Genomic DNA, 23,262 nt, shown 5'->3' on the forward strand with positions numbered 1-23,262 from the left:
TTCCGAAACGTCGTTTGACTAGCATCACTCGCATGTATTGCGTTGGAGTTTTTTCGATGGCGGAGCAGTTGGCGTGAAGGCCTTACTGCGCATCTTCCGGCCCTCCCGGAAATTGGTGATCGTGATCGGCGGAATGGCCTTGTTCATAGGCGCTTCCGGCGGTGTTGCCCTTTATATCGGCAGGGACAACATCATCGGCCAGGTGTTGGAAGAGGCGAACGGCGTCTCCTGTACCGATGTCAACTTGGTGACCATCAAGAAGCAGGATCGCGTCTGGATTCGCAAATACATCAAGACCGAGCCGACGGACGGCATGACACGGGTCAAGACGGCGCTCCGCGTGGCGCAAGCCGTTTACGCGCAAGAAAGGCCGGATCTGGTACAGGTCGTGGTCCTCGATGAAAACGGTCCAACGCTGCGTTCGGATATTCGCGGCAGGGCGATCGGCGCCGACGTGGTTTATATCCCGCATCCCGACCAGTTGGTCGAAGGGCTGAACGGAAAACCCTATACCGCCCGCTTTTACGATGGTCAGGCGAGCGAGAACGGCCTGTTTTTCGGCGAGCGCATCGATTTGCCGGACGAAGAAATCCAGGCGCTGAACGCCTCGTTCAAGCAACGCTCCGATTGCATTGATCCGACGGCTGTCGCTGCAACCGCAGGCGAGGGCAACGAAAAAGGCGGTGAAGGGGATGCACCATCGGAAGGCGAAGCCGTTTCTGCGCCAGAAGGCAGCAAGGCTGCTCCTGCCTCCGGCCATTGATCATTGGGCATGCGAAAGGCGGACGACCATCGGCCGCCCGCGTTTTGAACCTGCTCAGTCCGCCTTGCTGCGGCGGGCCGGGAAGAGGATGATGTCGCGGATCGAGGCGGAATTCGTGAGCAGCATGATCAGGCGATCGACGCCGATGCCGAGACCGCCGGCGGGCGGCATGCCCTGGTCAATTGCGTCCAGAAATTCCTCGTCCAGCTGTTTTTCCTTTTCGCCGCGCGCGTGAGCCTGCTCCAGCTGTTCGACCATGCGCTTGCGCTGCTCTTCTGGATCGTTGAGTTCGGAGAAGGCGTTGCCGAGTTCCCAGGCGTTGCAATAGGTCTCGAAACGCTCGACGAGGCGCGGCTCACCCGGCACTTCCTTGGCGAAGGGCGAAATATCCTTTGGGAAATGCGTGACATGCGCGGGCTGGATCAGCGTGCTTTCGACCTTCTCCTCGAAGATGAAGGCAAGGCATTCGCCCCAGGTTGCGTCCTTCTCGATTTCGAAACCCGCGGCCTTCGTGGCGGCGCGGGCTTCCTCGTCGGTCTTGATCGCCAGAAAGTCGATGCCGGTCGCTTCCTTGACGGCGTCAGGCATCGGCACACGGCGGAACGGGCCTTTGAAGGAGATCTGCTTGTCGACGAAGGTGAATTCCGTACTGCCATGGACCGAAACGGCAAGCTCGGCGAACATGCGTTCGACGAGGTCCATCATGTCCTCGTAGTCGGCATAGGCCCAGTAGCACTCCATCATGGTGAATTCGGGATTGTGCCTTGTCGAGACGCCTTCGTTGCGGAAGTTGCGGTTGATCTCGAAGACCTTGTCGGTGAGGCCCGAAACCAGCGTGCGCTTCAAGAACAGTTCCGGCGCGATGCGCAGGTACATGTCGAGCTTGAGCGTGTTGTGATGCGTCTTGAAGGGTTCGGCGGTCGCACCGCCGTAGACCGACTGCAGCATCGGTGTCTCGACTTCCATGAAGCCGTCATTCTCCATGAAGCGGCGGATGCCGGAGACGATCTTCGAACGCTGCTGGAAACGGAGCTTCGATTCCTCGTTGGTCATGATGTCGAGGTGACGCTTGCGGTAGCGCAGCTCGATGTCGGAGAGGCCATGCCACTTCTCGGGCATCGGCAAAAGCGACTTGGTCAGCATGGTGATCTGCTGCGCGTTGATCGTCAGTTCCCCGCGCTTGGTGCGGCGCACCGCGCCGGTTACACCGATGATGTCGCCGATGTCGATCATCGGCAGCAGGGCGCGAGCCTCTTGCGGCGTCGTGTCCTTGTGGCTGAAGATCTGGATCTTGGCCGAAGCGTCATGGATGTCCATGAACATGCCGGAGTTGCGCGAGGAATAGACGCGGCCGGCGACGGTGACGACATCCTGTGTCTCGGTGTCCGGCTCCAGGCCCTCGTATTTCGCAGCGAGTTCGGCATTGGTCATCGTCCGGTGGAAATGCGCCGGATAGACATCGCCGACCTGTTCGCGCAGCAGCTTCAGCTTCTGGGCGCGGACTTCCGTCGCGTCGGAGGAAAGGGTCGCTGTTTCGGTCTTCTCAGTCATGATGCAAACGTCCGGTTCAATTCTTCGGGCCGACGAGGGAGGCGACCGCCTGGGACGCCAGTTTCAGGCGCTGGCGTACGACGGCGCGGCCGAGGATCGCCATGGAATCGAAGAGCGGCAGCGAGCGCGATGAGCCGGAGACGGCGACGAAAAGCGGTGCGACGACCACCTTCAGCTTCTTGCCCATGCGATCGGCAACGGCGCGCATCTCGGCTTCGATCGACCCGACGTTCCATTCAAGGATCTTTTCGAGGTCCGGCTGAACCGTGTTGAGGATTTCCAGAATCTCTTCCGGCGGCGACTTGATCTTGACAAAGGCGGATGGATCAAGGTTCAGGTCCGACTTGAACAGGAAGCCCGTGAGGTCCGGCAGTTCCCCAAGCTTGGAGATGCGCGACTGCGAGAGCGCAAGACCGGCTTTCAGGCGATCGTTTTCCATCGCCCACTGCAGGACGCGATGCTGGAAATCTTCTTCCGAAAGGTTCTCGCGGATCCAGCGGCCGTTCAGCCAATCGAGCTTCTGGATGTCGAAGATCGCGCCCGCCTTGGAGAGGTTCTCCGGATCGAATTTTCCGGCGAGCTCGTCCATCGTCATCAGCTCTTCGCCTTCAGCGATCTGGACGAAGAAGAGGCCGAGGAAGTTCATCAGCGCCTCGGGGATATAGCCGAGCGCGGTGTAATAGGAGATCGAGGTCGGGTTCTTGCGCTTCGACAGCTTTGACTTGTCGGCATTGCGCATCAGCGACAGGTGCATGAACACCGGCGGCTCGAGGCCGAGATACCGGTAAATCAGGATGTGTTTTGGTACCGAAGCCAGCCACTCCTCGCCGCGGGCGACATGGGTGATCTTCATCAGGTGGTCGTCAACGACGTTTGCCATGTGATAGGTCGGCATGCCGTCGGCCTTCAAGAGGACTTGCATGTCGACCGCATCCCACGGGATTTCCACGTCGCCATAGACCCCGTCGGTGAACTTGCAGGAGCCTTCGGCCGGGATCTTCATGCGCACGACAGTAGGTTCGCCTGCCGCCATGCGCGAGGTGACTTCTTCTGCCGAGAGGCTCAGGCAGCGGCCGTCATATTTTGGCGGCAGGTTTGCCGCGCGTTGCGCCTCGCGCATCTTTTCCAGACGCTCCGGCGTGCAGAAACAGCGAAAACCGTGGCCGGCAGCAACGATCCTTTCGACATACTCGCCGTAGATATGCTTGCGGTCGCTCTGGCGGTACGGGCCATAGGGCCCGCCGATGTCGGGGCCTTCCGACCATTGCAGGCCGCACCATTTCAGCGCATCCAGGACCTTCTTTTCGTATTCCGGGGTCGAGCGCGTAGCATCGGTATCCTCGATGCGTAAAATGAACTCGCCGCCGTTTTTCTTGGCGAAAAGAGAATTGAAGAGAGCGATATAAGCGGTCCCGACATGCGGCTCGCCAGTCGGCGAGGGAGCGATTCGGACGCGGACGCCGGAAGCTGTCATTTTATGTGCCCGTCAAATGAATGCCGGACGGCTTTCCTGCGAAAGCGACGTTCGGCGGTAAGAATGCAGATCACTGGATCAGGAAACCGGCCGGATAAGGGCATTCTGCCCACTTCATCCGCCGATTGTCCGTTTGGCTGGCCTTAAGGCCATATTCGACCGCGCACGTCAAGGAAAATGGGCGCCAGGCACTCAAAGCGCAGGCCAAACATAGAGAAGCACGGGCACGCTCACCACGATGATGATGAAGGAGAGCGGCAGGCCCAGGCGAGGGTAATCGCTGAAGCGGTAGCCACCGGGGCCGAAAACCAGCGTATTGCATTGATGGCCGATTGGCGTGAGGAAGTCGCAGCCGGCGCCAATAGCAACCGCCATCAGGAAAGCTTCCGGTTTGTAATGGAGGGCTTCGGCGAAACTCGCCGCGATCGGCCCCATGACAAGGACTGTGGCGGCATTATTGAGGAATGGCGTGACTGCCATGGCGGTCACCAGCATCAACGCCAGCGCGCCGAATGGCGGCATCTGGGCAGCGAAATCGCCAAGCCATCCGGCAATCAGATCGCTGCCGCCCGTGGTACGGAGCGTATCGGATACCGGGATCAGTGCTGCAAGCATGATCAGGATCGGCGCATCGAGCGACTTATAGACATCGACGAGCGGGATCACGCGAAAGACGACCATGGCCAGCGCCGCGCAGAAAAACGCGACCGAAACCGGCGTGAGGCCCGCGGCAGTCACGCCCATGGCGGCGGCGAGGATCAGAAGGGGCACATAGCCTCGGCGTGGCGTGCCAAGCATGATGTCACGTTGGGCAAGCGGAAGGCAGGAAAATTCCTGCAGGAAGGCAGGCAGGTTCCTGCGGCTTCCCTGAAGCAGGAGAACGTCGCCGGCCCGAAGCGTCACCTCGCTCAGCCGCTCGGTGAGCTTGTGGCCTTGGCGACTGACGGCGAGCAGGTTGACCCGCCGCCGGTTCCACAGCGAGAGCTGGCGAGCGGAAAGGCCGATCAGCATCGATTCCGCGGTGATGACAGCCTCGATCGACACGAGATTGCCTTCCGCCCGCGCTTCCGGGATGGGCTTTCCGGAGAGCTTCAGCTTCGCATGGGTCACCACGCGATCGAGTGCATCCGGCACGCCTTCCAGCAATATCGTATCGCCGGCCTTCAGTGTCACGTCGGGAAAAGGCGACATGCGGGAGTGGCCGCGCAGGATCGCCGTCGCCACGACTTCGCCGTCGCCGAGTTGAAGGAGTTCGTTCAGCTTCTTGCCGTCGAAGCTTGATCCTTCGACAACCGTCGCCTCCGAAAAATAGGTTTTGAGGTCGAGCGCCTCCTCGAGCGACGGATTCTCGTTTTGCCGTTCCGGCACCAGCCAATGAAAGAAGATCAAGAAGACGATGCCGACAAGGGTCAGGGTCGCGCCGACAGGCGTGAAATCGAACATGGTGAAGGGAGCACCGGTGATCTCCTCGCGCAATCGCGATACGACGATGTTGGGCGAAGTGCCTATCTGCGTCATCAAGCCGCCGAGCAGCGCAGCAAAACTCATCGGCATCAAATAGAGCGATGGTGATTTGCCGGTTTTCCTGGCGAACTGGAAGGCGACCGGAATCATGATCGCCAATGCGCCGATATTCTTGATGAAGGCTGATAGCACCGCAACAACGATAAGCAACAGGGCAAGTTGTAGATGCGGCTTGTCCAGATTGGGAAAGAAGCGCTTGATCGCCATGTCGACGATCCCCGAGCGGGCCACCCCGGTGCTGACGACGAGGGCGCTGCCGACGATGATGACGATGTCGTCTCCGAAGCCGGAAAATGCCTTGCCGAAAGGAACGAGACCGGCTGCAACCGCAAGAACGAGGGCGCAACAAGCCACAATGTCGTAACGGAACCGGTCCCAGATGAAGATTGCCATCATCAGGCCGATCACGCCGAAGGAAAGGATCTGTTGGGTCGTCATACCGCTCTGAAGGTTAGGGCTGATCGCCGGATGATACTTGTACGCTTTCCTGGACCAATCAATGTCATGCAGGATGCAAAGTTCCTATCCTTCACCTCGCCGGGCGCAAATGGTCATTTCCAGCATCTCGCCGGACAGGGCGGGCGCCGCCCGTTTCGCGCCGGACATCACGGCAGGCGATCAGCGGCTGGTTTCGGCGATCACAGGGAGCTCGCCAGGGGAGCGGCCTGGCTAAAAAGCAAAGGGCGCGTTTTTGTCGCGCCCCCCGTCTAAATCCCGTCAATGCCCGCTGGCCTTCTTCCGCATTCGGGCGTTTCTTGCAAACATGTTCAGCACTTCAACCAGCGCCGAGAAGGCCATGGCGGCATAGACATAGCCCTTCGGTACATGGAACCCCATGCCGTCGGCGATGAGTGTGGTGCCGATCATCAGCAGGAAGGCCAGCGCCAGCATGACGATCGTCGGGTTTTTCTCGATGAAATTCGCAAGCGGCGTGGCGGCAAACAGCATGACGGTGACGGCGGCGATGACGGCGATGACCATGATCGGCAGGTGCGGGGTCATGCCGACGGCGGTGATGATGCTGTCCACCGAGAAGACAAGGTCGAGCAGCAGGATCTGGCTGATCGCCGCCGCAAAGCCCGTCGTTGCCGAACTCGCGATGAAATCCTCGTTGTGATCTTCCGGATCGACACTGTGGTGAATTTCCTTGGTGGCCTTCCATACGAGGAACAGGCCGCCGGCGATCAAGATCATGTCCTTCCAAGAGAAGCCATGACCGAAAGCCTGAAAGACAGGTGTGGTGAGCTGGACGATCCAGGCCACGGTACCGAGCAATGCAAGACGCATGAGAAGGGCAAGGCTGATGCCCACTTTGCGAGCTTTATCACGATGCTCGACCGGCAGCTTGTTGGTGAGAATGGAAATGAAGATCAGGTTGTCGATGCCGAGGACGACTTCCATGACAACCAGGGTCACCAGAGCCACCCAGGCTGCCGGATCCTGAACGAGCATGATGATATCTTGCATAAGCTATTTTCCCTCGCGCCATGGAATCTGACGCCCGCAATTTAAGGTGAAGGCGCCAAGAAACAAGCGCGCAGGGGAATATACGAAACCGGGAAGGCTTTTATTCCTTCACCGGTATCCAGATTTCCGTGATGCCCGTGCCGGTATGGGGATCGAAACGCTCGTCGTAGCGTTCGAACATGTCTGGCATCTCGGCGTGCTGCAGACCCGAGGAGGGCAGCCATGTCCCGAAGATATGGTGCATCGTTGCCGCAATAGCGGAGACGTGGCCGCGATGAGTGAAGACGGCGTAGCGCTGAGCGGGCACTTTCAGCGTCGTAAAACCCTCCGGCAGGTCGTCGGCATCGGTGACTTCGGCACCTGCCATATAGCGAAACGTTTCGGTTTCTCCTTGGATATGTGTGCAGATGCCATAGGCGGCATTGCCGCGCTGGCCGGAAATATTGCCGAAATAAGAGTTGAATTTCTGCCAAAGTGAAGGAATTGCTGCATTGTCGCCGTACCCATAGGTCTCTTGCAGTCCGGCAAAAAGCATTGGCGGCAGGCTTTCGAAGCGGGGTCCTTCAGGTTCGTTGAGGCGTGCGGGGTCCATTTTTATCGGCTCCACTAAAGCGATGTTGCGGACGTGCCCCTGCTTTCGAATAGCGTCCGGAGTGATGCCGAACTGGTCGCGAAAGGCACGGGTGAAAGCCTCGTGCGAGCCGTAACGCGCGCCGAGGGCAACCTCGAGGATGCTCGATGAACTGCCGATCAGGGCCAATGCGGCCGCGCTCAGACGACGTCCGCGGAGATAGCCGCTGATCGAGTGGCCGGTGACGAGCCCGAAGACGCGCGACAGATGATAGCGCGACAGACCTGCGGCGTCCGAGATATCATCCAACGAGATATCGCTGGCGGAATGGCTTTCGATAAACCAAATCGCCCGTCCAATGGCACTCATGCACACTTCCTCGGTTGCGGTCTCCTGATTAGAGTAAAACCGGCAAGCAGGTTTGATCGCTTTTGCTGGATTTTAGCGCGACGCCGAAAGAAATCGAAGGCGTTTAGGCTGGCCGGTTCTGGTTAACGCCATAGGCGGCAAGGAAGACGCGGATCGCACCGCGGATGATGCGGCTCATCTCCTCCTCGGAGGGAGGACCCGCCATGTCGCCCAAAAGGCGCAGCTTGAAGAAGCCTCCGCCGCAGAGTTCCAGGAACTGGCGAGCGGCAAGCTCGACATCCTCGATCACAAAATGCCCGGCGGCGACCTGCGCCTTCAGATAGTCGGTGAGGACGGTCCGGATATTTTCGGGACCGGTAAAGAAGCGTTGACAAAGGTGCGGCATGCGGTCGCGCACTCCGATGACGGTGCGTATGGCATTGATGACCTTTTCTTCGGTTGTGTGCCGGACGAAGGTCATGCCGAAATCGTAAAGAGCCGTGTCCGGATCGGGATTGGCATTGAGAGCCGCACGCACGCTGGCGACAAAAGCGGCGCGCTCGGTCTCCATCATCGCAGTAAAAAGCTCTTCCTTGTTGGCGAAGTAGACATAAAGCGTTCCTTTCGAAACACCAGCCTCGCGCGTCACGTCGTTCATGCTCGCGGCATCGAAGCCGAGTTTCATGAAGACACGCTTCGCCCCCTCAAGGATCTGCCTGCGCTTTGCCGGATCCTCTCCTGCCGCCCATCGGCCACTTGCGACCGGGGCTTCGACCGTATCTTTGAAAATGTCCGTCATTGTCTCCTTAACCGCGTTCGCCGATGCGAACATTACAAAATCGAACCGCCTGGTTCGATATGACTTGATATGGCTTTAAAAACGCTTTATGTCAACTGAACCGAACCGTTCAGTTCGATCAATATCACTCGATTTACCCGGTCTTTGCACATGTCGTCCAACCAGAAAACGAATGTCGCCCGCATTGTCAGCGATTCCGCAAGGGACGAGACGGCGCCGGACGCCGTTGTCCCTGCCGAACCGGCGACTGCGGAAGCTCCGCGTGCCCCTCAGACTGCCCCCGATACGCAGACCGCTCCGGCTGAAAAGAAGAAACGCCGCAGCCTGGTGCTACCGATCGTGGCGCTCGCTATTCTTGCCGGCGGTGCATCATATGGCTACGAGTGGTGGACAAACGGCCGTTTCATGGTGTCGACTGACGACGCCTATATCGAAGGTGATATCGCAACGATCTCGCCAAAGGTCACCGGCTATGTCGCGAAGGTGAATGTCGTCGCCAACCAGCAGGTGAAGGCCGGGGACGTGCTCGCCACGCTCGACAACGGCGATTATCAAAATGCCCTCGATCAGGCCGAAGCCCAGATCGCTACGGAGAAGCTGTCTCTGAGCCGCATCGACGCGCAGATCGAAGGAGCCAAGGCAGCGCTTGCTCAGGCCCAGGCCTCCAAGGTGGCTCTCGAGGCGGCAGTCCGTGGCGCCGAGATCACACAGAAGCGCCAGGCGGACCTCCAGGCGAAGTCGGTCGGCACGACGGCCGATCTCGACACTGCCAATATTGCTCTTGACCAGGCCAAGGCCAATCTCGTCGGCGGTGACGCCACCATCAAGTCGGCGGAAGCAAACGTCACCATCCTCGAGGCGCAGCGCAGGGAGGCCGAAGGTTCGGTCCGCACGCTCGAGCTTCAGCGGGACAAGGCAGCCCGCGATCTGTCCTTCACAATTCTCAAGGCACCGTATGATGGCGTCGTCGGCAACCGCTCTGTTCAGGAAGGCGATCTCGTTTCGCCCGGCCAGCGCCTGATGGCACTCGTTCCGGTGCGTCAGCTCTTCATCGATGCCAACTTCAAGGAAACGCAGATCCAGCACCTGGTTCCGGGCTCGAAGGTCAATGTGCATGTCGACGCTTATGACGACCATCCGATCGTCGGCACCGTCGAGTCGATTTCGCCGGCCTCCGGCTCCGTCTTTTCGCTACTGCCGCCGGAAAATGCGACGGGCAATTTCACCAAGATCATCCAGCGCGTCCCGGTCCGCATTGCGCTGCCTCAAGATGCGCTCGACAGCGGCCGCTTGCGCGCCGGCCTCAGCGTCGTCGTCGATGTCGATACCCGCACGGCCCCCGGTCGAGAGCAGGCAGCAAAGTGATCAGCCAGCCGGAGTAGGCCAATGGCTACCACCGCAACAGCAGGCGCCGTTCCGATCGCTCCTTCCGAAGAGCGAATGGACCCGCGCAAGCTCATCGCATTCTTTGCGATGGTGCTTGGCATGTTCATGTCGATCCTCGACATCCAGATCGTCTCCGCATCGCTGGCGGAAATCCAAGCCGGCCTTTCCGCCGGCTCGGATGAGATCGGCTGGGTGCAGACGTCCTACCTGATTGCGGAAGTCATCATGATTCCGCTGTCGGGAACGCTCGCTCGCATCATCTCGACACGCTATCTTTTTGCTATTTCGGCTGCTGGTTTCACGCTGTCGAGCGTGCTTTGCGCAACGGCAACGAACATCGACCAGATGATCGTTTACCGCGCCATCCAGGGCTTCATCGGCGGCGGTATGATTCCGTCCGTCTTTGCGGCCGCCTTCACCATCTTCCCGCCGTCGAAGCGCAGCATCGTCTCGCCTATCATCGGCCTGATCGCCACCCTTGCGCCGACCATCGGCCCAACCGTCGGCGGTTATCTCAGCCACGCCTTCTCGTGGCACTGGCTGTTCCTCGTCAACGTCATTCCCGGTATCCTGGTCGCCACCATCACCTGGAATTTCATCGACTTCGACAAGCCGGAACTGTCGCTCTTCAGGAAGTTCGACTGGTGGGGCCTTTTCTCCATGGGCGTTTTCCTCGGTGCGCTGGAATATGTGCTGGAGGAAGGCAATTCGAACGACTGGTTCAACGACAGCTATATCGTCGCCGGTGCTGTGGCTTCAGTGGCAGGCGCGATCATCTTCTTCTATCGCGCTTTCACCGTGGACTTCCCGGTCGTCGACCTCAGGGCTTTTACCAACAGGAATTTCTCCTTCGGTTCGGTATTCTCATTCGTCATGGGCATCGGGCTATACGGCCTCACCTATATCTATCCGGTCTATCTGGGGCGCATCCGCGGTTACGATTCGCTGATGATCGGCGAGACCATGTTTGTCTCTGGCCTTGCAATGTTCCTCACTGCGCCGATTGCCGGCCGGCTGTCGACGAAGATGGACCTTCGCCTGATGATGGTGATCGGCTTTACCAGCTTCGCGGCCGGCACCTTCGTCATGACCCACCTGACCGAAGACTGGGATTTCTACGAGCTCTTCATCCCGCAGATCCTGCGCGGTTTCGGACTCATGATGTGCATGGTGCCGATCAACAACATCGCGCTCGGCACGATGCCGCCTTCACGTATACGTGGTGCCTCCGGTCTGTTCAACCTTACTCGTAACCTCGGCGGGGCAGTCGGCCTTGCGGTGATCAACACCGTTCTCTCCAACCGTCAGGACGTGCACTACGAGCGGCTGCGGGAAAACATGGATTGGGGTAATCCGGCTGCGATCGACCAGATGAACAACCTCACTGCCAACTTCAACTCCTATGGCTTGGACGGTGCTTCGGCTGCGATCAAGCAGATGGTCGGACTTGCCACCAGACAGGCGATCATTCTCTCCTTCAGCGACGTATTCCTGATCCTGACCGTACTTTTCGTGGCCATGATCCTCGGGGTCGCGATGATCAAGAAACCGGAACCCCAGGGCGGCGGCGGCGGCAGCGGGGGCCACTGAGCGTTCGAAGGTTCGAAATGACGGCCGGCTTGGGAGACCATGCCGGCCTTTTTATGGGGTGCTCGACAGCCGTTTGAAATTTTTGATTTACGTACATCAAATTTGGCGATAATGGTTTCATCAGGAGGAGCGATGAGGCCTACAGTTCATGATATCGCCGCTGCTGCGGGTGTCAGTCTGGCGACTGTTGACCGCGTGCTGAACCAGCGCCCGGGTGTCCGCCGCATCACGCGCGAAAAAGTGGAAACGGCAATCCGCGAGATCGGCTATGTGCGCGATGTTGCCGCCGCCAACCTCGCCAAGGGCCGCACCTATCCGCTGGTTTTCATCCTGCCCGCCTCGGACAATTCCTTCATGCACGGGCTGCACGCCGAGATCCGCGAAGCGATGATCCGTTCGCCGTCCGAAAGGACGAGTATTCGCACAGTGGAGGTTGCCGCCTTCGATCCGGCCGCTCTGGTTACGGCGCTCGAAAAGCTTGCCGATGAACGTCCCGCCGGGATTGCGCTTGTCGCCACCGACGCACCTGAGGTCGTCGCTGCGGTCGACAGGCTCGTGGCCGACGGCATTCCTGTCGTCACGCTGGTTTCAGACCTCACCGGTTCGCGCCGGCATCATTATGCGGGTGTCGACAATATCGCCGCCGGAAGAACCGCAGCGCGTCTTCTCGGACGTTTTCTTGGCGATGCCAAGGGCGAGGTGGCGGTGCTCGCCGGCTCCATGCTGGTGCGCGACCATCGCGAGCGGCTGGAAGGCTTTGCCGCGCTGATGGCGCAGGAATTTCCGAAGCTCTCCATCCTGCCGGTCCTCGAAGGCCGCGACGATCCGGAACTGGCGCATATGCTGGTCGCCGACGTGTTGTCCAAGCATGAACGGGTGATCGGCGTCTACAGCCTGGGCGCCGGCAACCGTGGCCTTGTCAGGGCGCTGAAGGCGAGAGCCTCAAGTCGCCCGCTGACAGTCGTCGCCCATGAATTGACCGTCCACACGCGCGCAGCCCTCATCGACGGCACGATCGATGCGATCCTCAACCAGAACGCCGGCCATGAGGTCCGCAGTGCGATCCGGGTTCTCAAGGCAAAGGCCGACGGGCTTGCCGTCATCGATGCGCAGGAGCGGATCCGGCTCGACATATTCCTGAAAGACAATCTGCCGTAACGGCAAGGAGAATGACATGTATCTCGGTCTCGATCTCGGAACCTCGGGCGTCAAGGCGATGCTCATCGACGGCGATCAGAAGATCATCGGCTCGGCGAATGGTTCGCTCGATGTTTCGCGGCCGCATTCGGGCTGGTCGCAACAAGAACCGTCGCATTGGATTCGCGCAACGGAGGAGGCTGTTGCCGGCCTGAAAGCGAAACACCCGAAAGAGCTTTCGGCCGTCAAAGGCGTCGGCCTTTCCGGCCAGATGCATGGTGCGACGCTGCTTGATGCCGGCGATAGGGTGCTGCGTCCCTGCATTCTCTGGAACGATACGCGTTCTTATGTCGAGGCAGCGGCGCTGGATGCCGACCCGAAATTCCGCAAGCTGACGGGTAACATCGTCTTTCCGGGGTTTACCGCACCGAAACTTGCCTGGGTCGCCAAGCATGAGCCCGGAATTTTCGCCGAGGTCGCCAAGGTGCTGCTGCCGAAGGATTACCTGCGGCTGTGGCTGACGGGCGAGCACATTTCCGAAATGTCGGATTCTGCCGGTACGTCCTGGCTCGATACAGGCAAACGCAAATGGTCGTCGGAGCTTCTTGCCGCGACGGGTCTCGACGAAAAGCAGATGCCGGCGCTGGTCGAAGGCACCGAGCAGGCAGGAAAGCTGCGCGGCGAACTCGCGGCGAAGTGGGGAATTGCAGGCGACACTGTCGTTGCCGGCGGGGCAGGGGACAATGCAGCGTCTGCCTGCGGCATGGGCACGGTCAGAGATGGCGCGGCCTTCGTCTCGCTCGGCACGTCCGGCGTTCTCTTCGCGGCGAATGCCGCCTACCTGCCGAAGCCGGACAGTGCGGTCCATGCCTTCTGCCACGCACTGCCCAACACCTGGCATCAGATGGGCGTCATCCTTTCGGCCACCGATGCGTTGAACTGGCATTCGAACGTCACTGGTCAGTCCGCTGCCGATCTCACGAACGAACTCGGCGAGACGCTGAAGACACCCTCTGGTGTCACCTTTCTTCCTTATCTTTCAGGCGAACGCACGCCGCACAATGATGCCGTCATCCGTGGCGCCTTTATCGGCCTTGAGCATGAGAGCAGTCGGGTTGTGCTGACACAGGCGGTGCTCGAAGGTGTGTCTTTCGCAATCCGCGATAATCTCGAAGCGCTGCGTTCGGCAGGCACCGATATATCCCGCGTCACCGCCATCGGCGGCGGCTCGCGCTCGCGCTATTGGCTGGCGTCGATTGCAACGGCGCTCGGCGTTCCGGTCGATATGCCCGCCGACGGCGATTTCGGCGCCGCCTTCGGGGCGGCGAGGCTTGGGCTGATCGCGGCGACGGGCGCCGAGCCGGTTTCAGTCTGCACGCCGCCGAAGACGGCAAAAACGATCGAGCCGGTCGCCGCTTTGAGTGGTGCCTATGAGGATGCCTACAGGCGCTATCGGGCGCTTTATCCGGCGATCAAATCGCTGGCGCATTGAGATCGAGGCTGGCCCCTCATCCGCCTGCCGGCACCTTCTCCCCGTTTGGGAAAAAGTACTTGCGGCGCCGCCTTTTCCCCCTCTGTCGGTGGGAGAGGGAGTGTGAGGGGCGCCTGGCTGCATAACCAACAAGAGTGAAACCCAAGGAGATCACACCATGAGCACCGGATTTTTCGGAGATATCCAGAAAGTGAAATACGAGGGGCCGGACAGCACCAATCCGCTGGCCTTCCGCCACTACCAGCCCGACGAAATTGTCATGGGCAAGCGCATGGAAGATCACCTGCGCTTTGCGGTTGCCTACTGGCATACTTTCACCTGGCCGGGTGGCGACCCCTTCGGCGGCCAGACCTTCCTGCGTCCCTGGTTCGAAGACACGATGAAGGCAGCCAAACTGAAGGCCGATGTCGCCTTCGAATTCTTCCAGCTGCTCGGCGCGCCCTATTATTGCTTCCACGACGCCGACGTTCGCCCGGAAGGCAACAGCTTTGCCGAGAACACGAAGAACCTCAACGAGATTGTCGACTACTTTGCCGAAAAGCAGGCTGCGACCGGCGTCAAGCTGCTTTGGGGCACGGCGAACCTCTTCTCGAACCGCCGCTTCATGTCGGGTGCCGCGACCAATCCGGATCCGGATGTCTTTGCATTTTCGGCTGCGACGGTGAAGACCTGCATGGATGCGACGCAGAAGCTCGGCGGCGAAAACTACGTGCTTTGGGGTGGCCGCGAAGGCTATGAGACACTGCTCAACACCGATCTCAAGCGCGAGCTCGATCAGCTCGGCCGCTTCCTCAACCTCGTCGTCGAATACAAGCACAAGATCGGCTTCAAGGGCACGATCCTCATCGAGCCAAAGCCGCAGGAGCCGACCAAGCACCAGTACGACTACGACGTCGCGACCGTCTACGGCTTCCTGAAGAGGAACGGCCTGGAAAATGAGGTGAAGGTCAATATCGAGCAGGGCCACGCGATCCTCGCCGGCCATTCCTTCGAGCACGAGCTGGCGCTTGCCAACGCGCTCGGCATCTTTGGCTCGATCGACATGAACCGTAACGATTACCAGTCCGGCTGGGATACCGACCAGTTCCCGAACAACGTCCCGGAAATGGCGCTGGCCTATTACCACGTCCTAGCAGGCGGCGGCTTCAAGACCGGCGGCACGAACTTCGATTCCAAGTTGCGCCGCCAGTCGCTCGATCCAGAAGACCTGCTGATCGGCCATATCGGCGGCATGGATTGCTGCGCTCGCGGCCTTAAGGCGGCGGCCAAGATGATCGAGGACAGGGCGCTCTCCAAACCGCTCGAGGATCGCTATGCCGGCTGGAACGGCGCAGAGGGCCAGAAGCTCTTGCGCGGCGAATACTCGCTGGAAGAGATCGCAGAGTGGGTTGAGACGAGGAACATCAACCCGCAGCCGAAATCCGGCAAACAGGAACTGCTGGAAAACGTCGTCAACCGCTACGTTTAAGCAATGCGGGACGGCTGCAGCTTTCATTCGGCTGCCGCCGTCCTTCTTACTTCCTTGTCCAGTTGCGCGAGGGCGCAGAGACCGAGTTGCGGACCACCAGATCGGGTCTGAGCAGGATTTCCGTCTCGGCGGGCTGACCGTCTGACAGGAGCTCGAGCAGCAGCGCCATGGCATGCTTGCCGATGGCAGTGCGTGGCTGGCGGATCGTCGTCAGCGAGGGTGACATGAAGACGGCTTGAGGCACGTCATCGAAGCCGGTCACGGAAAAATCCCGAGGAATATCGTAGCCGCGCGCGCCGAGGCCGATCATCACACCGATGGCGGTCTGGTCGTTGACGCACATGAAGCCCGTCGGCAGGGTATCGCGCATAAAAAGCTGTTCGACCGCCAGCCGGCCGCTTTCGATCGTGCCGTCGCCCTCGAAGACAATCCGAAGGTCGGGACTGACGCCAGCGGCATCCATTCCGGCCTCATACCCCATGCGCCGCCGGCTGTAGGCCAGGCGGGTGCGCGAATCGCCGATGAAGGCAATCTTCCGATGGCCCTCGGCGATCAGCAGGTCGACGGCCTTGCGGGCGCCCGCCACGTCGTCCACGCCGACAGAGGGAATGCCGCCGGTGAAGACCGGCTCAAAGACGCCGACGCTGGGCGGCAGGCGCGCGGTCATGGTCTGGTGGCCGAAGGGCAGGATGCCGGTGAAGAGGATCAGCCCGGCCGCCTGATTGGAATTCAGGAACTTCAGGTATTCGAGGCCGCGCTGCGCATCGTTCTGCGTATGGCCGATGAGAATGCCGTAACCGTGCGCGCGCGCTTCATTTTCCAGTCCGACCAGGATGTTGGAGAAATTCGGGTCGCCGATGTCGGGCGCGACCACGAGAATCATGTTCGAGCGGCCGAGCCGCAGGCTGCGCGCCATCGCGTTCGTCGTGTAGCCGGTGATGGCGATTGCCTGGTTGACCTTGAGGCGTGTCGAGTTCGCGACCTTCTCGGGCATATGGATCGCGCGAGAGACCGTTGCAATCGAAACCTGGGCAATTCGGGCGACGTCTTCGATTGTTGCGGGAGTGGAATTCGACACTGCGCTCTGCCTTGGGTCTCGTCTTGACCGGGACACTACACAGACTTCCCCGAAGGTCAAAGGCGACGCTGAAAAATTCTCATGTATGCAATGATGTAAACCTTTACATCGCCAATGTAAAGGTTTACACAGTCGCATAATGCGGACGGGAGCCGTGGGGGAGGGAAGAATGGGTCCGGAGACGGTCGAAGGTACGGTGCTGCTGTCGGCAAGGCGAATTAGCAAATCGTTCAGCGGCGTGCAGGTGCTCTTCAGCGTCAATTTCGACCTTCGCGCCGGCGAAATCCATGCGCTGATGGGCGAAAACGGCGCCGGCAAATCCACCCTCGTCAAGATCCTTTCCGGTTTCGAAGAGCCTAGCTCCGGCGAAATCCTGCTCGACGGCGAACCTGTGAAGCTGCCGCCCAACGGTGCCGCAGAGGCGCTCGGCATCGTCATCATTCACCAAGAATTCAATCTCGCTGAACATTTGACCGTCACCGAGAGCCTGTTTCTCGGTCGCGAAGTCACGCGTTTCGGCGTGCTCGACCGCAAGTATATGCGCGCCGAGGCTCGGCGCGTCCTTGATCTCCTCGGCTCGCATGTCGACGTGAATGCGCAGATCAACACGCTGTCGATCGCCGACAAGCAGATGGTGGAGATCGCCAAGGCGATCAGCCGCAACGCGCGGATCGTATTCATGGATGAACCGACCGCGGTGCTATCGCGCGAGGAGATCAACGTCCTGTTCAACCAGGTGCGCAAGCTTCGCGATCAGGGAACGAGCTTCGTCTTCGTTTCCCATAAGCTCGACGAAGTCATGGAACTGACTGACCGGGTGACGGTGCTGCGCGACGGCCAATGGGTGAAGACCTCGCCTACCTCGATCCTCGATGGCGAATCGATCGCCCAGTTAATGGTCGGGCGGGAGCTCTCCAGCCTCTATCCCGCCAAGAACGAGCCCGATGTCGACGGAGAGGTCGTGCTCAGCGTCAATTCCGTATCGACCCACTATGTCCGTGATGCCAGTTTCGAGGTCCGGAGAGGGGAGATCCTCGGCTTTTCCGGCTTGATCGGATCCGGTCGCACCGAGCTTATGGAGGCGATCATGGGTTTGCGCTCGCGCGCATCGGGCGACGTCACGGTCAACGGGCAGTCCGTGCCCCCGCACGACGTTCATGCCGCAAATCGCGCAGGCTTGGCCTACATGACCAAGGACCGCAAGTCCAAGGGACTGCTTCTCAACTCCGGCATGATCGCCAACCTTACCCTGCAATCCTTGGACAAGCATGGCCGGTTTGGCTATCTGAGCGCTGCGAGCGAAGCCTCTGCGATGGCAAGGGCCCGGCGCCGCTTCGACATCCGCGTCAGGGACGGCAATATCATTGCCGGCCGCATGTCCGGCGGCAACCAGCAGAAATTGCTACTGGCGAAAGTCATGGAGATCGAGCCGCAGATCGTCATTATCGACGAGCCGACCCGCGGCATCGATGTCGGCACCAAGCAGCAGATCTATCATTTCATTTCGGCACTGGCCCGCGATGGTCATTCGATCATCGTGGTTTCTTCGGAGATGCCGGAGGTGATCGGACTTTGCACGCGTATTGCCGTAATGCGCGAAGGCGGGATCGTCGGTATTTTGGAGGGCGATGAGATCTCCGAACAGGAAATCATGCGCTACGCGGCGGGATTGAAAAAAAAGGTTGCTGCCTGATCAGGCGAAATAATCCGGTCGAGGCGTGGCGGCGAATTCCCAGGACAATGGGACGGGAGGTTGGTTTTGAACATGAGTATAAGCGAGGAAAGCATCGAAAAGGAAAGCCGGCGCCGTTCCTGGCGCGACGTCGATCTTCGGGCGGTCGCGCCCTTCGCGGCGCTGGCGTTGCTTCTTGTGGTCGGGGCGCTGGTCAATCCGAATTTCATCGGCATCACGAACCTTGCCAATGTTGCGACGAGAAGCGCTTTCATTGCCATCATTGCCGTGGGTGCGACCTTCGTGATTTCGGCGGGTGACTTGGATCTTTCCGTGGGGTCGATGGTCGCTTTCGTCGCCAGCCTGATGATCCTTTTCATGAATTCCGGCGCGATCGCCGATCCGGGGCTGATGCTGACGGCTGCCATCGTGCTCACGATCGTAATTGGCGCGTCATGCGGCCTTGCGAACGGTCTCATCACCACCGTTGGCAAGATCGAGCCTTTCATCGCAACGCTGGGCACCATGGGCGTTTATCGCGGTTTGACCACCTGGCTTTCCCAGGGCGGCGCCATCACGCTTCGCGAGCCCGAACTGCAGGCACTCTACCGCCCGGCTTATTTCGGCTCCATCCTTGGCGTGCCGGTTCCGATCGCCGTGATCCTTGCCGTCACCGGCGTTGCAGCCTTCGTCCTCTACCGCACCCGCTATGGGCGGCATGTCGTGGCGGTCGGCTCCAGCAGCGATGTGGCGCGTTATTCCGGCATCGCCGTCAATCGCGTGCGCACCATCGCCTTCGTCATCCAGGGCCTGTGCGTCGCCATCGCCGTGCTTCTCTATGTGCCGCGGCTCGGCTCGACTTCGGCGACCACGGGCATCCTTTGGGAACTGCAGGCGATCACCGCCGTGGTTGTCGGCGGCACGGCGCTCAAAGGTGGCGCGGGCCGGGTCTGGGGCACGATCTGCGGCGCCTTCATTCTCGAACTCGTTGGCAACATCATGCTGCTTTCGAATTTCATCAGCGAATACCTGATCGGCGCCATCCAGGGGGCGATCATCATCATCGCCATGCTGGTTCAGCGGTCGCTGGTGCGTAAATCGTGAATAACCGGGTTTATGGGTCGCCCGGTCCTCAATCGACTAGGCCCAGTCTTTATTTGGGAGAGAGAGAAAAATGCGTAAAAAAATTTTGGGGCTGGCCATCGCCGCCATGGCGGTCCTCACGGGCGTCTCGTATGCCCAGGACAAGAAGGTAACGATCGGCGTTTCCATTCCGGCAGCCGACCATGGCTGGACGGCCGGCGTCGTCTTCCATGCAGAGCGTGTGGCAAAGCTGCTGATGGCCGAACATCCGGGCCTGAACGTCATCGTCAAGACCTCGCCAGATGCCGCAAGCCAGGCAAACGCCGTGCAGGATCTTGCGACACAAGGCATTGATGCCCTGGTCATCCTGCCGTCGGATCCGGATCCGCTCGTCAACGCCATCAAGGAAATCAAGGACGCCGGCAAGTTCGTGGCGCTCGTCGACCGTGCGCCGAGCAACAACGATGGTTCTGTTCGCGACCTCTACATCGCGGGCAACAATCCCGCGCTCGGCGAAGTCGCCGGCAAGTACATCAAGGAAAACACGCCGGATGCAGAGGTGGTCGTCATCCGCGGCCTGCCGATCCCGATCGACCAGCAGCGCCAGGACGGCTTCGACAAGGGCATCGCCGGTTCGAACGTCAAGGTTCTCGACCGCCAGTACGGCAACTGGAACCGCGACGACGCCTTCAAGGTCATGCAGGACTATCTGACGAAGTACCAGAAGATCGACGTCGTATGGTGCCAGGACGACGACATGGCCGTGGGCGTGCTGCAGGCCATCGAGCAGGCTAAGCGTACGGACATCCAATATGTTATCGCCGGCGCCGGCTCCAAGGACATGGTCAAGAAGGTCATGGACGGCGACAAGCTGATCCCGGTCGACGTTCTCTATCCGCCGGCGATGGTCGGCACGGCGATGGAAATGACGGCAGCAAATTTCTACGATCAGGTTCCGGTGCGCGGTACCTATATCCTCGACGCGACGCTCATCACCAAGGATAACGCCAAGGACTTCTACTTCCCGGATTCTCCGTTCTGATCTTTTGACTGCAATGCGCCCATTCGCAAGGATGGACGCATTTTCTTTACTTGCGCACGCGCTGCGATCAAGAATGCGGCACGTACCTCTTGCGGCCTCCAGACAGGCATGATTAGTTCGCTTCGGTTTGACTTTCGGCTTTTCAGCTGCATCTGCCGCAAGGGCGTGGGCCCACGCTCCCGCCAAACCGCGTGCTAGAAGCCATCATAAACGTTTACGGTCGATCATCAGGGAGGATTCCGACATGAAAACGATCAAAGGGCCCGGGCTATTCCTCGGGCAGTTTGCGGGCGATGCCGCGCCATTCAACTCATGGGATGCGATCACCAAATGGGCGGCTGATATCGGCTACAAGGGCGTGCAGGTTCCGACCTGGGCCGGTCAGTTGATCGATCTGAAGAAGGCTGCCAGCTCCAAGGACTATTGTGACGAATTCGCCGGCAAGGCGCGCGAAAACGGTATCGAGATCACCGAGCTTTCGACCCACCTGCAAGGCCAGCTGGTGGCCGTGCATCCCGCCTACGACGAGGCCTTTGACGGCTTTGCCGCACCGGAAGTGCGCGGCAATGCGAAGGCGCGGCAGGAATGGGCGGTCGAGCAGGTCAAGATGGCGCTGACAGCCTCCACGCACCTCGGCATCAACGCGCATGCGACCTTTTCAGGTGCGCTTGCCTGGCCCTTCATCTACCCGTGGCCGCAGCGTCCGGCCGGTCTTGTCGAAACGGCCTTTGATGAGCTTGCCCGCCGCTGGAAGCCGATCCTCGACCATGCCGACTCGTGCGGCGTCGACGTCTGCTATGAAATCCATCCCGGCGAGGATTTGCATGATGGCGTCACCTACGAGATGTTCCTGGAGCGGGTCGGCAACCATCCGCGCGCCAACATGCTCTACGATCCATCGCACTATGTCCTGCAGTGCCTCGACTATCTCGATAACATCGACATCTACAAGGATCGCATCAAGATGTTTCACGTCAAGGATGCGGAGTTCAATCCAACCGGGCGTCAGGGCGTCTATGGTGGATACCAGGGCTGGGTCGATCGCGCTGGCCGCTTCCGCTCGCTCGGCGACGGCCAGGTGGATTTCGGCGCCGTCTTCTCGAAAATGACGGCCAACAATTTCGACGGCTGGGCCGTTGTCGAATGGGAATGCGCGCTGAAGCATCCGGAAGACGGGGCGCGTGAGGGTGCTGAGTTCGTCAAGGCACACATCATCCGCGTCACGGAGAAGGCCTTCGACGATTTTGCCGGCAGCGGTACGGACCAGGCGGCGAACCGCCGCATGCTCGGGCTCTGAGCCCAGCTTTTGTCCGAAGGACAGATGAGGGGGCGCAGCGGAGCGACGTCTTGAGCACGCAGCGAAAGACTACGTCCGCCCCACCCCCCTCATCCGGCTACCGCGGCACCGTCGGCAAACACTCATTTCTTTGGAGGAATCTATGGCAATTGAAGGATCAACGGAACAGGCGCGCGAGCCGCGCATCCGCCTCGGCATGGTCGGCGGCGGAGCGGGTGCTTTCATCGGCGCCGTGCATCGCATAGCGGCCCGCATCGACGATCAATACGAGCTCATCGCAGGTGCGCTGTCGTCGACACCGGAAAAGGCGATCGCATCGGGCCGCGATCTCGGCCTCCACCCGTCGCGCACCTACGCGAGCTACCGGGAAATGGCGATCCGCGAGGCGAAGCTTAAGAACGGCATCGAGGCGGTCTCGATCGTCACGCCGAACCATGTTCACTACGATGCAGCCAAGGAATTCCTGCGCCGGGGCATCCACGTCATCTGCGACAAGCCGCTGACATCAAATCTTGCCGATGCCAAAAGACTGAAGAAGGTCGCCGACGAGAGCGGCGCGCTGTTCATCCTGACGCACAATTACACCGGCTATCCAATGGTCCGTCAGGCGCGCGAGATGATTGCCAATGGCGAACTCGGCGATATCCGCATCGTGCAGGCCGAATATCCGCAGGACTGGCTGACAGAGCCTGTCGAGCAGAGCGGTGCCAAGCAGGCCGTCTGGCGCACCGACCCGGCGCAGTCGGGCGCAGGTGGCTCGACCGGCGATATCGGCACGCATGCCTATAATCTTGCCTCCTTCATCACCGGCCTCGAACTCGATAGTCTCGCGGCCGATCTCGATAGTTTCGTCGAAGGCCGTCGCCTGGACGATAACGCTCACGTGCTTCTGCGCTTCAAGGCAAAAGCCAACGAGAAGCCGGCCAAGGGCATGCTCTGGTGCAGCCAGGTGGCTCCCGGTCATGAGAATGGGCTGAAGATCCGCGTTTACGGCACCAAGGGCGGCTTCGAGTGGGTGCAGGCTGACCCCAACTATCTCTGGTACACGCCGTTCGGCGAGCCGAAGCGGCTGATTACCCGCAACGGCGCGGGTTCCGGTGCCGCCGCTGCCCGCGTCTCACGCATTCCATCCGGTCATCCGGAAGGCTACCTTGAAGCCTTCGCGACGATCTACGCGGAAGCGGCGCATGCGATCAATGCGCACAAGAAAGGCAAAACGGTCGCCAAGGCTGTGGTCTATCCGACCGTCGATGACGGCGTGAAGGGCGTTGCCTTCGTCGAGGCCTGCGTTGCTTCGTCGAAGCGGAATGGGGCTTGGGTCAAGGTCTGATAGCAAGGTCTTGGGCGAGTTCCTCATCCAGCTGACGCCACCTTCTTCCCGCCAGAGGGGAGAAGGGTATATTTCGCATCGCTTCATTGGAACGTGCGCTTGCGCGAGAGACGTTCCCTCGCCCTGTTTGCGGGGAGAAGTTAGCGTGAGGGGCGGCGCCTAGGCTGGCAATGCCCGTTAGGTCCCGTTG

18 protein-coding genes are annotated in these 23,262 nt (G+C 60.1%); 11 read left to right on the forward strand and 7 right to left on the reverse strand.

Annotated elements, in window-relative coordinates:
- Positions 1–73: 73 nt before the first annotated feature.
- Positions 74–763, forward strand: coding sequence for a hypothetical protein (locus C9413_RS00570; RefSeq protein WP_039846167.1), 690 nt, complete (start codon positions 74–76; stop codon positions 761–763).
- 54 nt (positions 764–817) lie between these two features.
- Here the strand turns inward: C9413_RS00570 and lysS are convergent, their stop codons facing one another.
- The 6 genes from lysS to C9413_RS00600 all read right to left on the reverse strand — a co-directional run bounded on the left by lysS (position 818) and on the right by C9413_RS00600 (position 8,497).
- On the reverse strand, positions 818–2,314 hold the full coding sequence (lysS, locus tag C9413_RS00575; RefSeq protein WP_039846166.1) for a lysine--tRNA ligase: 1,497 nt from the start codon (positions 2,312–2,314) through the stop codon (positions 818–820).
- A 16-nt stretch (positions 2,315–2,330) separates the two neighbouring features.
- On the reverse strand, positions 2,331–3,788 hold the full coding sequence (gene gltX / locus C9413_RS00580; protein ID WP_170250107.1) for a glutamate--tRNA ligase: 1,458 nt from the start codon (positions 3,786–3,788) through the stop codon (positions 2,331–2,333).
- 192 nt (positions 3,789–3,980) lie between these two features.
- Complete coding sequence (locus tag C9413_RS00585; RefSeq protein ID WP_039846164.1) at positions 3,981–5,750, reverse strand: SLC13 family permease; 1,770 nt, start codon at positions 5,748–5,750, stop codon at positions 3,981–3,983.
- Between the two features lie 279 nt (positions 5,751–6,029).
- Positions 6,030–6,779 (reverse strand): TerC family protein, encoded by a 750-nt coding sequence (locus C9413_RS00590; protein ID WP_039846163.1) that lies wholly within the window; start codon positions 6,777–6,779, stop codon positions 6,030–6,032.
- 100 nt (positions 6,780–6,879) lie between these two features.
- Positions 6,880–7,719, reverse strand: a complete 840-nt coding sequence (locus C9413_RS00595) for a GyrI-like domain-containing protein (protein ID WP_039846162.1) — start codon at positions 7,717–7,719, stop codon at positions 6,880–6,882.
- Between the two features lie 103 nt (positions 7,720–7,822).
- Positions 7,823–8,497, reverse strand: a complete 675-nt coding sequence (locus C9413_RS00600) for a TetR/AcrR family transcriptional regulator (protein WP_039847004.1) — start codon at positions 8,495–8,497, stop codon at positions 7,823–7,825.
- A gap of 150 nt (positions 8,498–8,647) precedes the next feature.
- On the opposite strand from C9413_RS00600, the gene C9413_RS00605 reads away from it, so the two are divergent.
- The 5 genes from C9413_RS00605 (at position 8,648) to xylA (ending at position 15,570) form a co-directional block, all read left to right on the forward strand.
- On the forward strand, positions 8,648–9,862 hold the full coding sequence (locus C9413_RS00605) for an HlyD family secretion protein (RefSeq protein WP_039846161.1): 1,215 nt from the start codon (positions 8,648–8,650) through the stop codon (positions 9,860–9,862).
- 21 nt (positions 9,863–9,883) lie between these two features.
- Positions 9,884–11,473 carry a DHA2 family efflux MFS transporter permease subunit gene (locus tag C9413_RS00610; RefSeq protein ID WP_039846160.1) on the forward strand — a complete coding sequence of 530 codons (1,590 nt, stop codon included), beginning with the start codon at positions 9,884–9,886 and terminating at the stop codon, positions 11,471–11,473.
- 132 nt (positions 11,474–11,605) lie between these two features.
- Positions 11,606–12,631 (forward strand): LacI family DNA-binding transcriptional regulator, encoded by a 1,026-nt coding sequence (locus C9413_RS00615; protein ID WP_039846159.1) that lies wholly within the window; start codon positions 11,606–11,608, stop codon positions 12,629–12,631.
- A gap of 16 nt (positions 12,632–12,647) precedes the next feature.
- Positions 12,648–14,102 (forward strand): xylulokinase, encoded by a 1,455-nt coding sequence (gene xylB / locus C9413_RS00620; protein WP_039846158.1) that lies wholly within the window; start codon positions 12,648–12,650, stop codon positions 14,100–14,102.
- 157 nt (positions 14,103–14,259) lie between these two features.
- Complete coding sequence (xylA, locus tag C9413_RS00625) at positions 14,260–15,570, forward strand: xylose isomerase (RefSeq protein ID WP_039846157.1); 1,311 nt, start codon at positions 14,260–14,262, stop codon at positions 15,568–15,570.
- 46 nt (positions 15,571–15,616) lie between these two features.
- Here xylA and C9413_RS00630 read toward each other — a convergent pair whose 3' ends face one another.
- Positions 15,617–16,648 carry a LacI family DNA-binding transcriptional regulator gene (locus tag C9413_RS00630; RefSeq protein WP_170250108.1) on the reverse strand — a complete coding sequence of 344 codons (1,032 nt, stop codon included), beginning with the start codon at positions 16,646–16,648 and terminating at the stop codon, positions 15,617–15,619.
- A gap of 169 nt (positions 16,649–16,817) precedes the next feature.
- Between C9413_RS00630 and C9413_RS00635 the strand changes: the two genes are divergently transcribed.
- The 5 genes from C9413_RS00635 to C9413_RS00655 all read left to right on the forward strand — a co-directional run bounded on the left by C9413_RS00635 (position 16,818) and on the right by C9413_RS00655 (position 23,072).
- Positions 16,818–18,341 (forward strand): sugar ABC transporter ATP-binding protein, encoded by a 1,524-nt coding sequence (locus C9413_RS00635; RefSeq protein WP_039846155.1) that lies wholly within the window; start codon positions 16,818–16,820, stop codon positions 18,339–18,341.
- Positions 18,342–18,413: 72 nt separating this feature from the next.
- Positions 18,414–19,424, forward strand: a complete 1,011-nt coding sequence (locus tag C9413_RS00640; RefSeq protein WP_039846154.1) for an ABC transporter permease — start codon at positions 18,414–18,416, stop codon at positions 19,422–19,424.
- Between the two features lie 70 nt (positions 19,425–19,494).
- Positions 19,495–20,445 (forward strand): substrate-binding domain-containing protein, encoded by a 951-nt coding sequence (locus C9413_RS00645; RefSeq protein ID WP_039846153.1) that lies wholly within the window; start codon positions 19,495–19,497, stop codon positions 20,443–20,445.
- Positions 20,446–20,689: 244 nt separating this feature from the next.
- Positions 20,690–21,742, forward strand: a complete 1,053-nt coding sequence (locus C9413_RS00650) for a sugar phosphate isomerase/epimerase (protein WP_039846152.1) — start codon at positions 20,690–20,692, stop codon at positions 21,740–21,742.
- A 142-nt stretch (positions 21,743–21,884) separates the two neighbouring features.
- Positions 21,885–23,072 (forward strand): Gfo/Idh/MocA family oxidoreductase, encoded by a 1,188-nt coding sequence (locus C9413_RS00655; RefSeq protein ID WP_039846151.1) that lies wholly within the window; start codon positions 21,885–21,887, stop codon positions 23,070–23,072.
- Positions 23,073–23,262: the final 190 nt, after the last annotated feature.

It is taken from the genome of Rhizobium sp. SEMIA 4085 (genome assembly GCF_013004495.1).
In the GTDB taxonomy this organism is placed as follows: Bacteria; Pseudomonadota; Alphaproteobacteria; order Rhizobiales; family Rhizobiaceae; genus Rhizobium; species Rhizobium gallicum.

What these genes read in the sequence shown, in the direction of transcription:
- lysS (WP_039846166.1), bottom strand. Translation starts at nt 2,314, where the DNA reads ATGACTGAGAAGACCGAAACAGCGACCCTTTCCTCCGACGCGACGGAA.
- gltX (WP_170250107.1), bottom strand. Translation starts at nt 3,788, where the DNA reads ATGACAGCTTCCGGCGTCCGCGTCCGAATCGCTCCCTCGCCGACTGGC.
- C9413_RS00585 (WP_039846164.1), bottom strand. Translation starts at nt 5,750, where the DNA reads ATGACGACCCAACAGATCCTTTCCTTCGGCGTGATCGGCCTGATGATG.
- C9413_RS00590 (WP_039846163.1), bottom strand. Translation starts at nt 6,779, where the DNA reads ATGCAAGATATCATCATGCTCGTTCAGGATCCGGCAGCCTGGGTGGCT.
- C9413_RS00595 (WP_039846162.1), bottom strand. Translation starts at nt 7,719, where the DNA reads ATGAGTGCCATTGGACGGGCGATTTGGTTTATCGAAAGCCATTCCGCC.
- C9413_RS00600 (WP_039847004.1), bottom strand. Translation starts at nt 8,497, where the DNA reads ATGACGGACATTTTCAAAGATACGGTCGAAGCCCCGGTCGCAAGTGGC.
- C9413_RS00605 (WP_039846161.1), top strand. Translation starts at nt 8,648, where the DNA reads ATGTCGTCCAACCAGAAAACGAATGTCGCCCGCATTGTCAGCGATTCC.
- C9413_RS00610 (WP_039846160.1), top strand. Translation starts at nt 9,884, where the DNA reads ATGGCTACCACCGCAACAGCAGGCGCCGTTCCGATCGCTCCTTCCGAA.
- C9413_RS00615 (WP_039846159.1), top strand. Translation starts at nt 11,606, where the DNA reads ATGAGGCCTACAGTTCATGATATCGCCGCTGCTGCGGGTGTCAGTCTG.
- xylB (WP_039846158.1), top strand. Translation starts at nt 12,648, where the DNA reads ATGTATCTCGGTCTCGATCTCGGAACCTCGGGCGTCAAGGCGATGCTC.
- xylA (WP_039846157.1), top strand. Translation starts at nt 14,260, where the DNA reads ATGAGCACCGGATTTTTCGGAGATATCCAGAAAGTGAAATACGAGGGG.
- C9413_RS00635 (WP_039846155.1), top strand. Translation starts at nt 16,818, where the DNA reads ATGGGTCCGGAGACGGTCGAAGGTACGGTGCTGCTGTCGGCAAGGCGA.
- C9413_RS00640 (WP_039846154.1), top strand. Translation starts at nt 18,414, where the DNA reads ATGAGTATAAGCGAGGAAAGCATCGAAAAGGAAAGCCGGCGCCGTTCC.
- C9413_RS00645 (WP_039846153.1), top strand. Translation starts at nt 19,495, where the DNA reads ATGCGTAAAAAAATTTTGGGGCTGGCCATCGCCGCCATGGCGGTCCTC.
- C9413_RS00650 (WP_039846152.1), top strand. Translation starts at nt 20,690, where the DNA reads ATGAAAACGATCAAAGGGCCCGGGCTATTCCTCGGGCAGTTTGCGGGC.
- C9413_RS00655 (WP_039846151.1), top strand. Translation starts at nt 21,885, where the DNA reads ATGGCAATTGAAGGATCAACGGAACAGGCGCGCGAGCCGCGCATCCGC.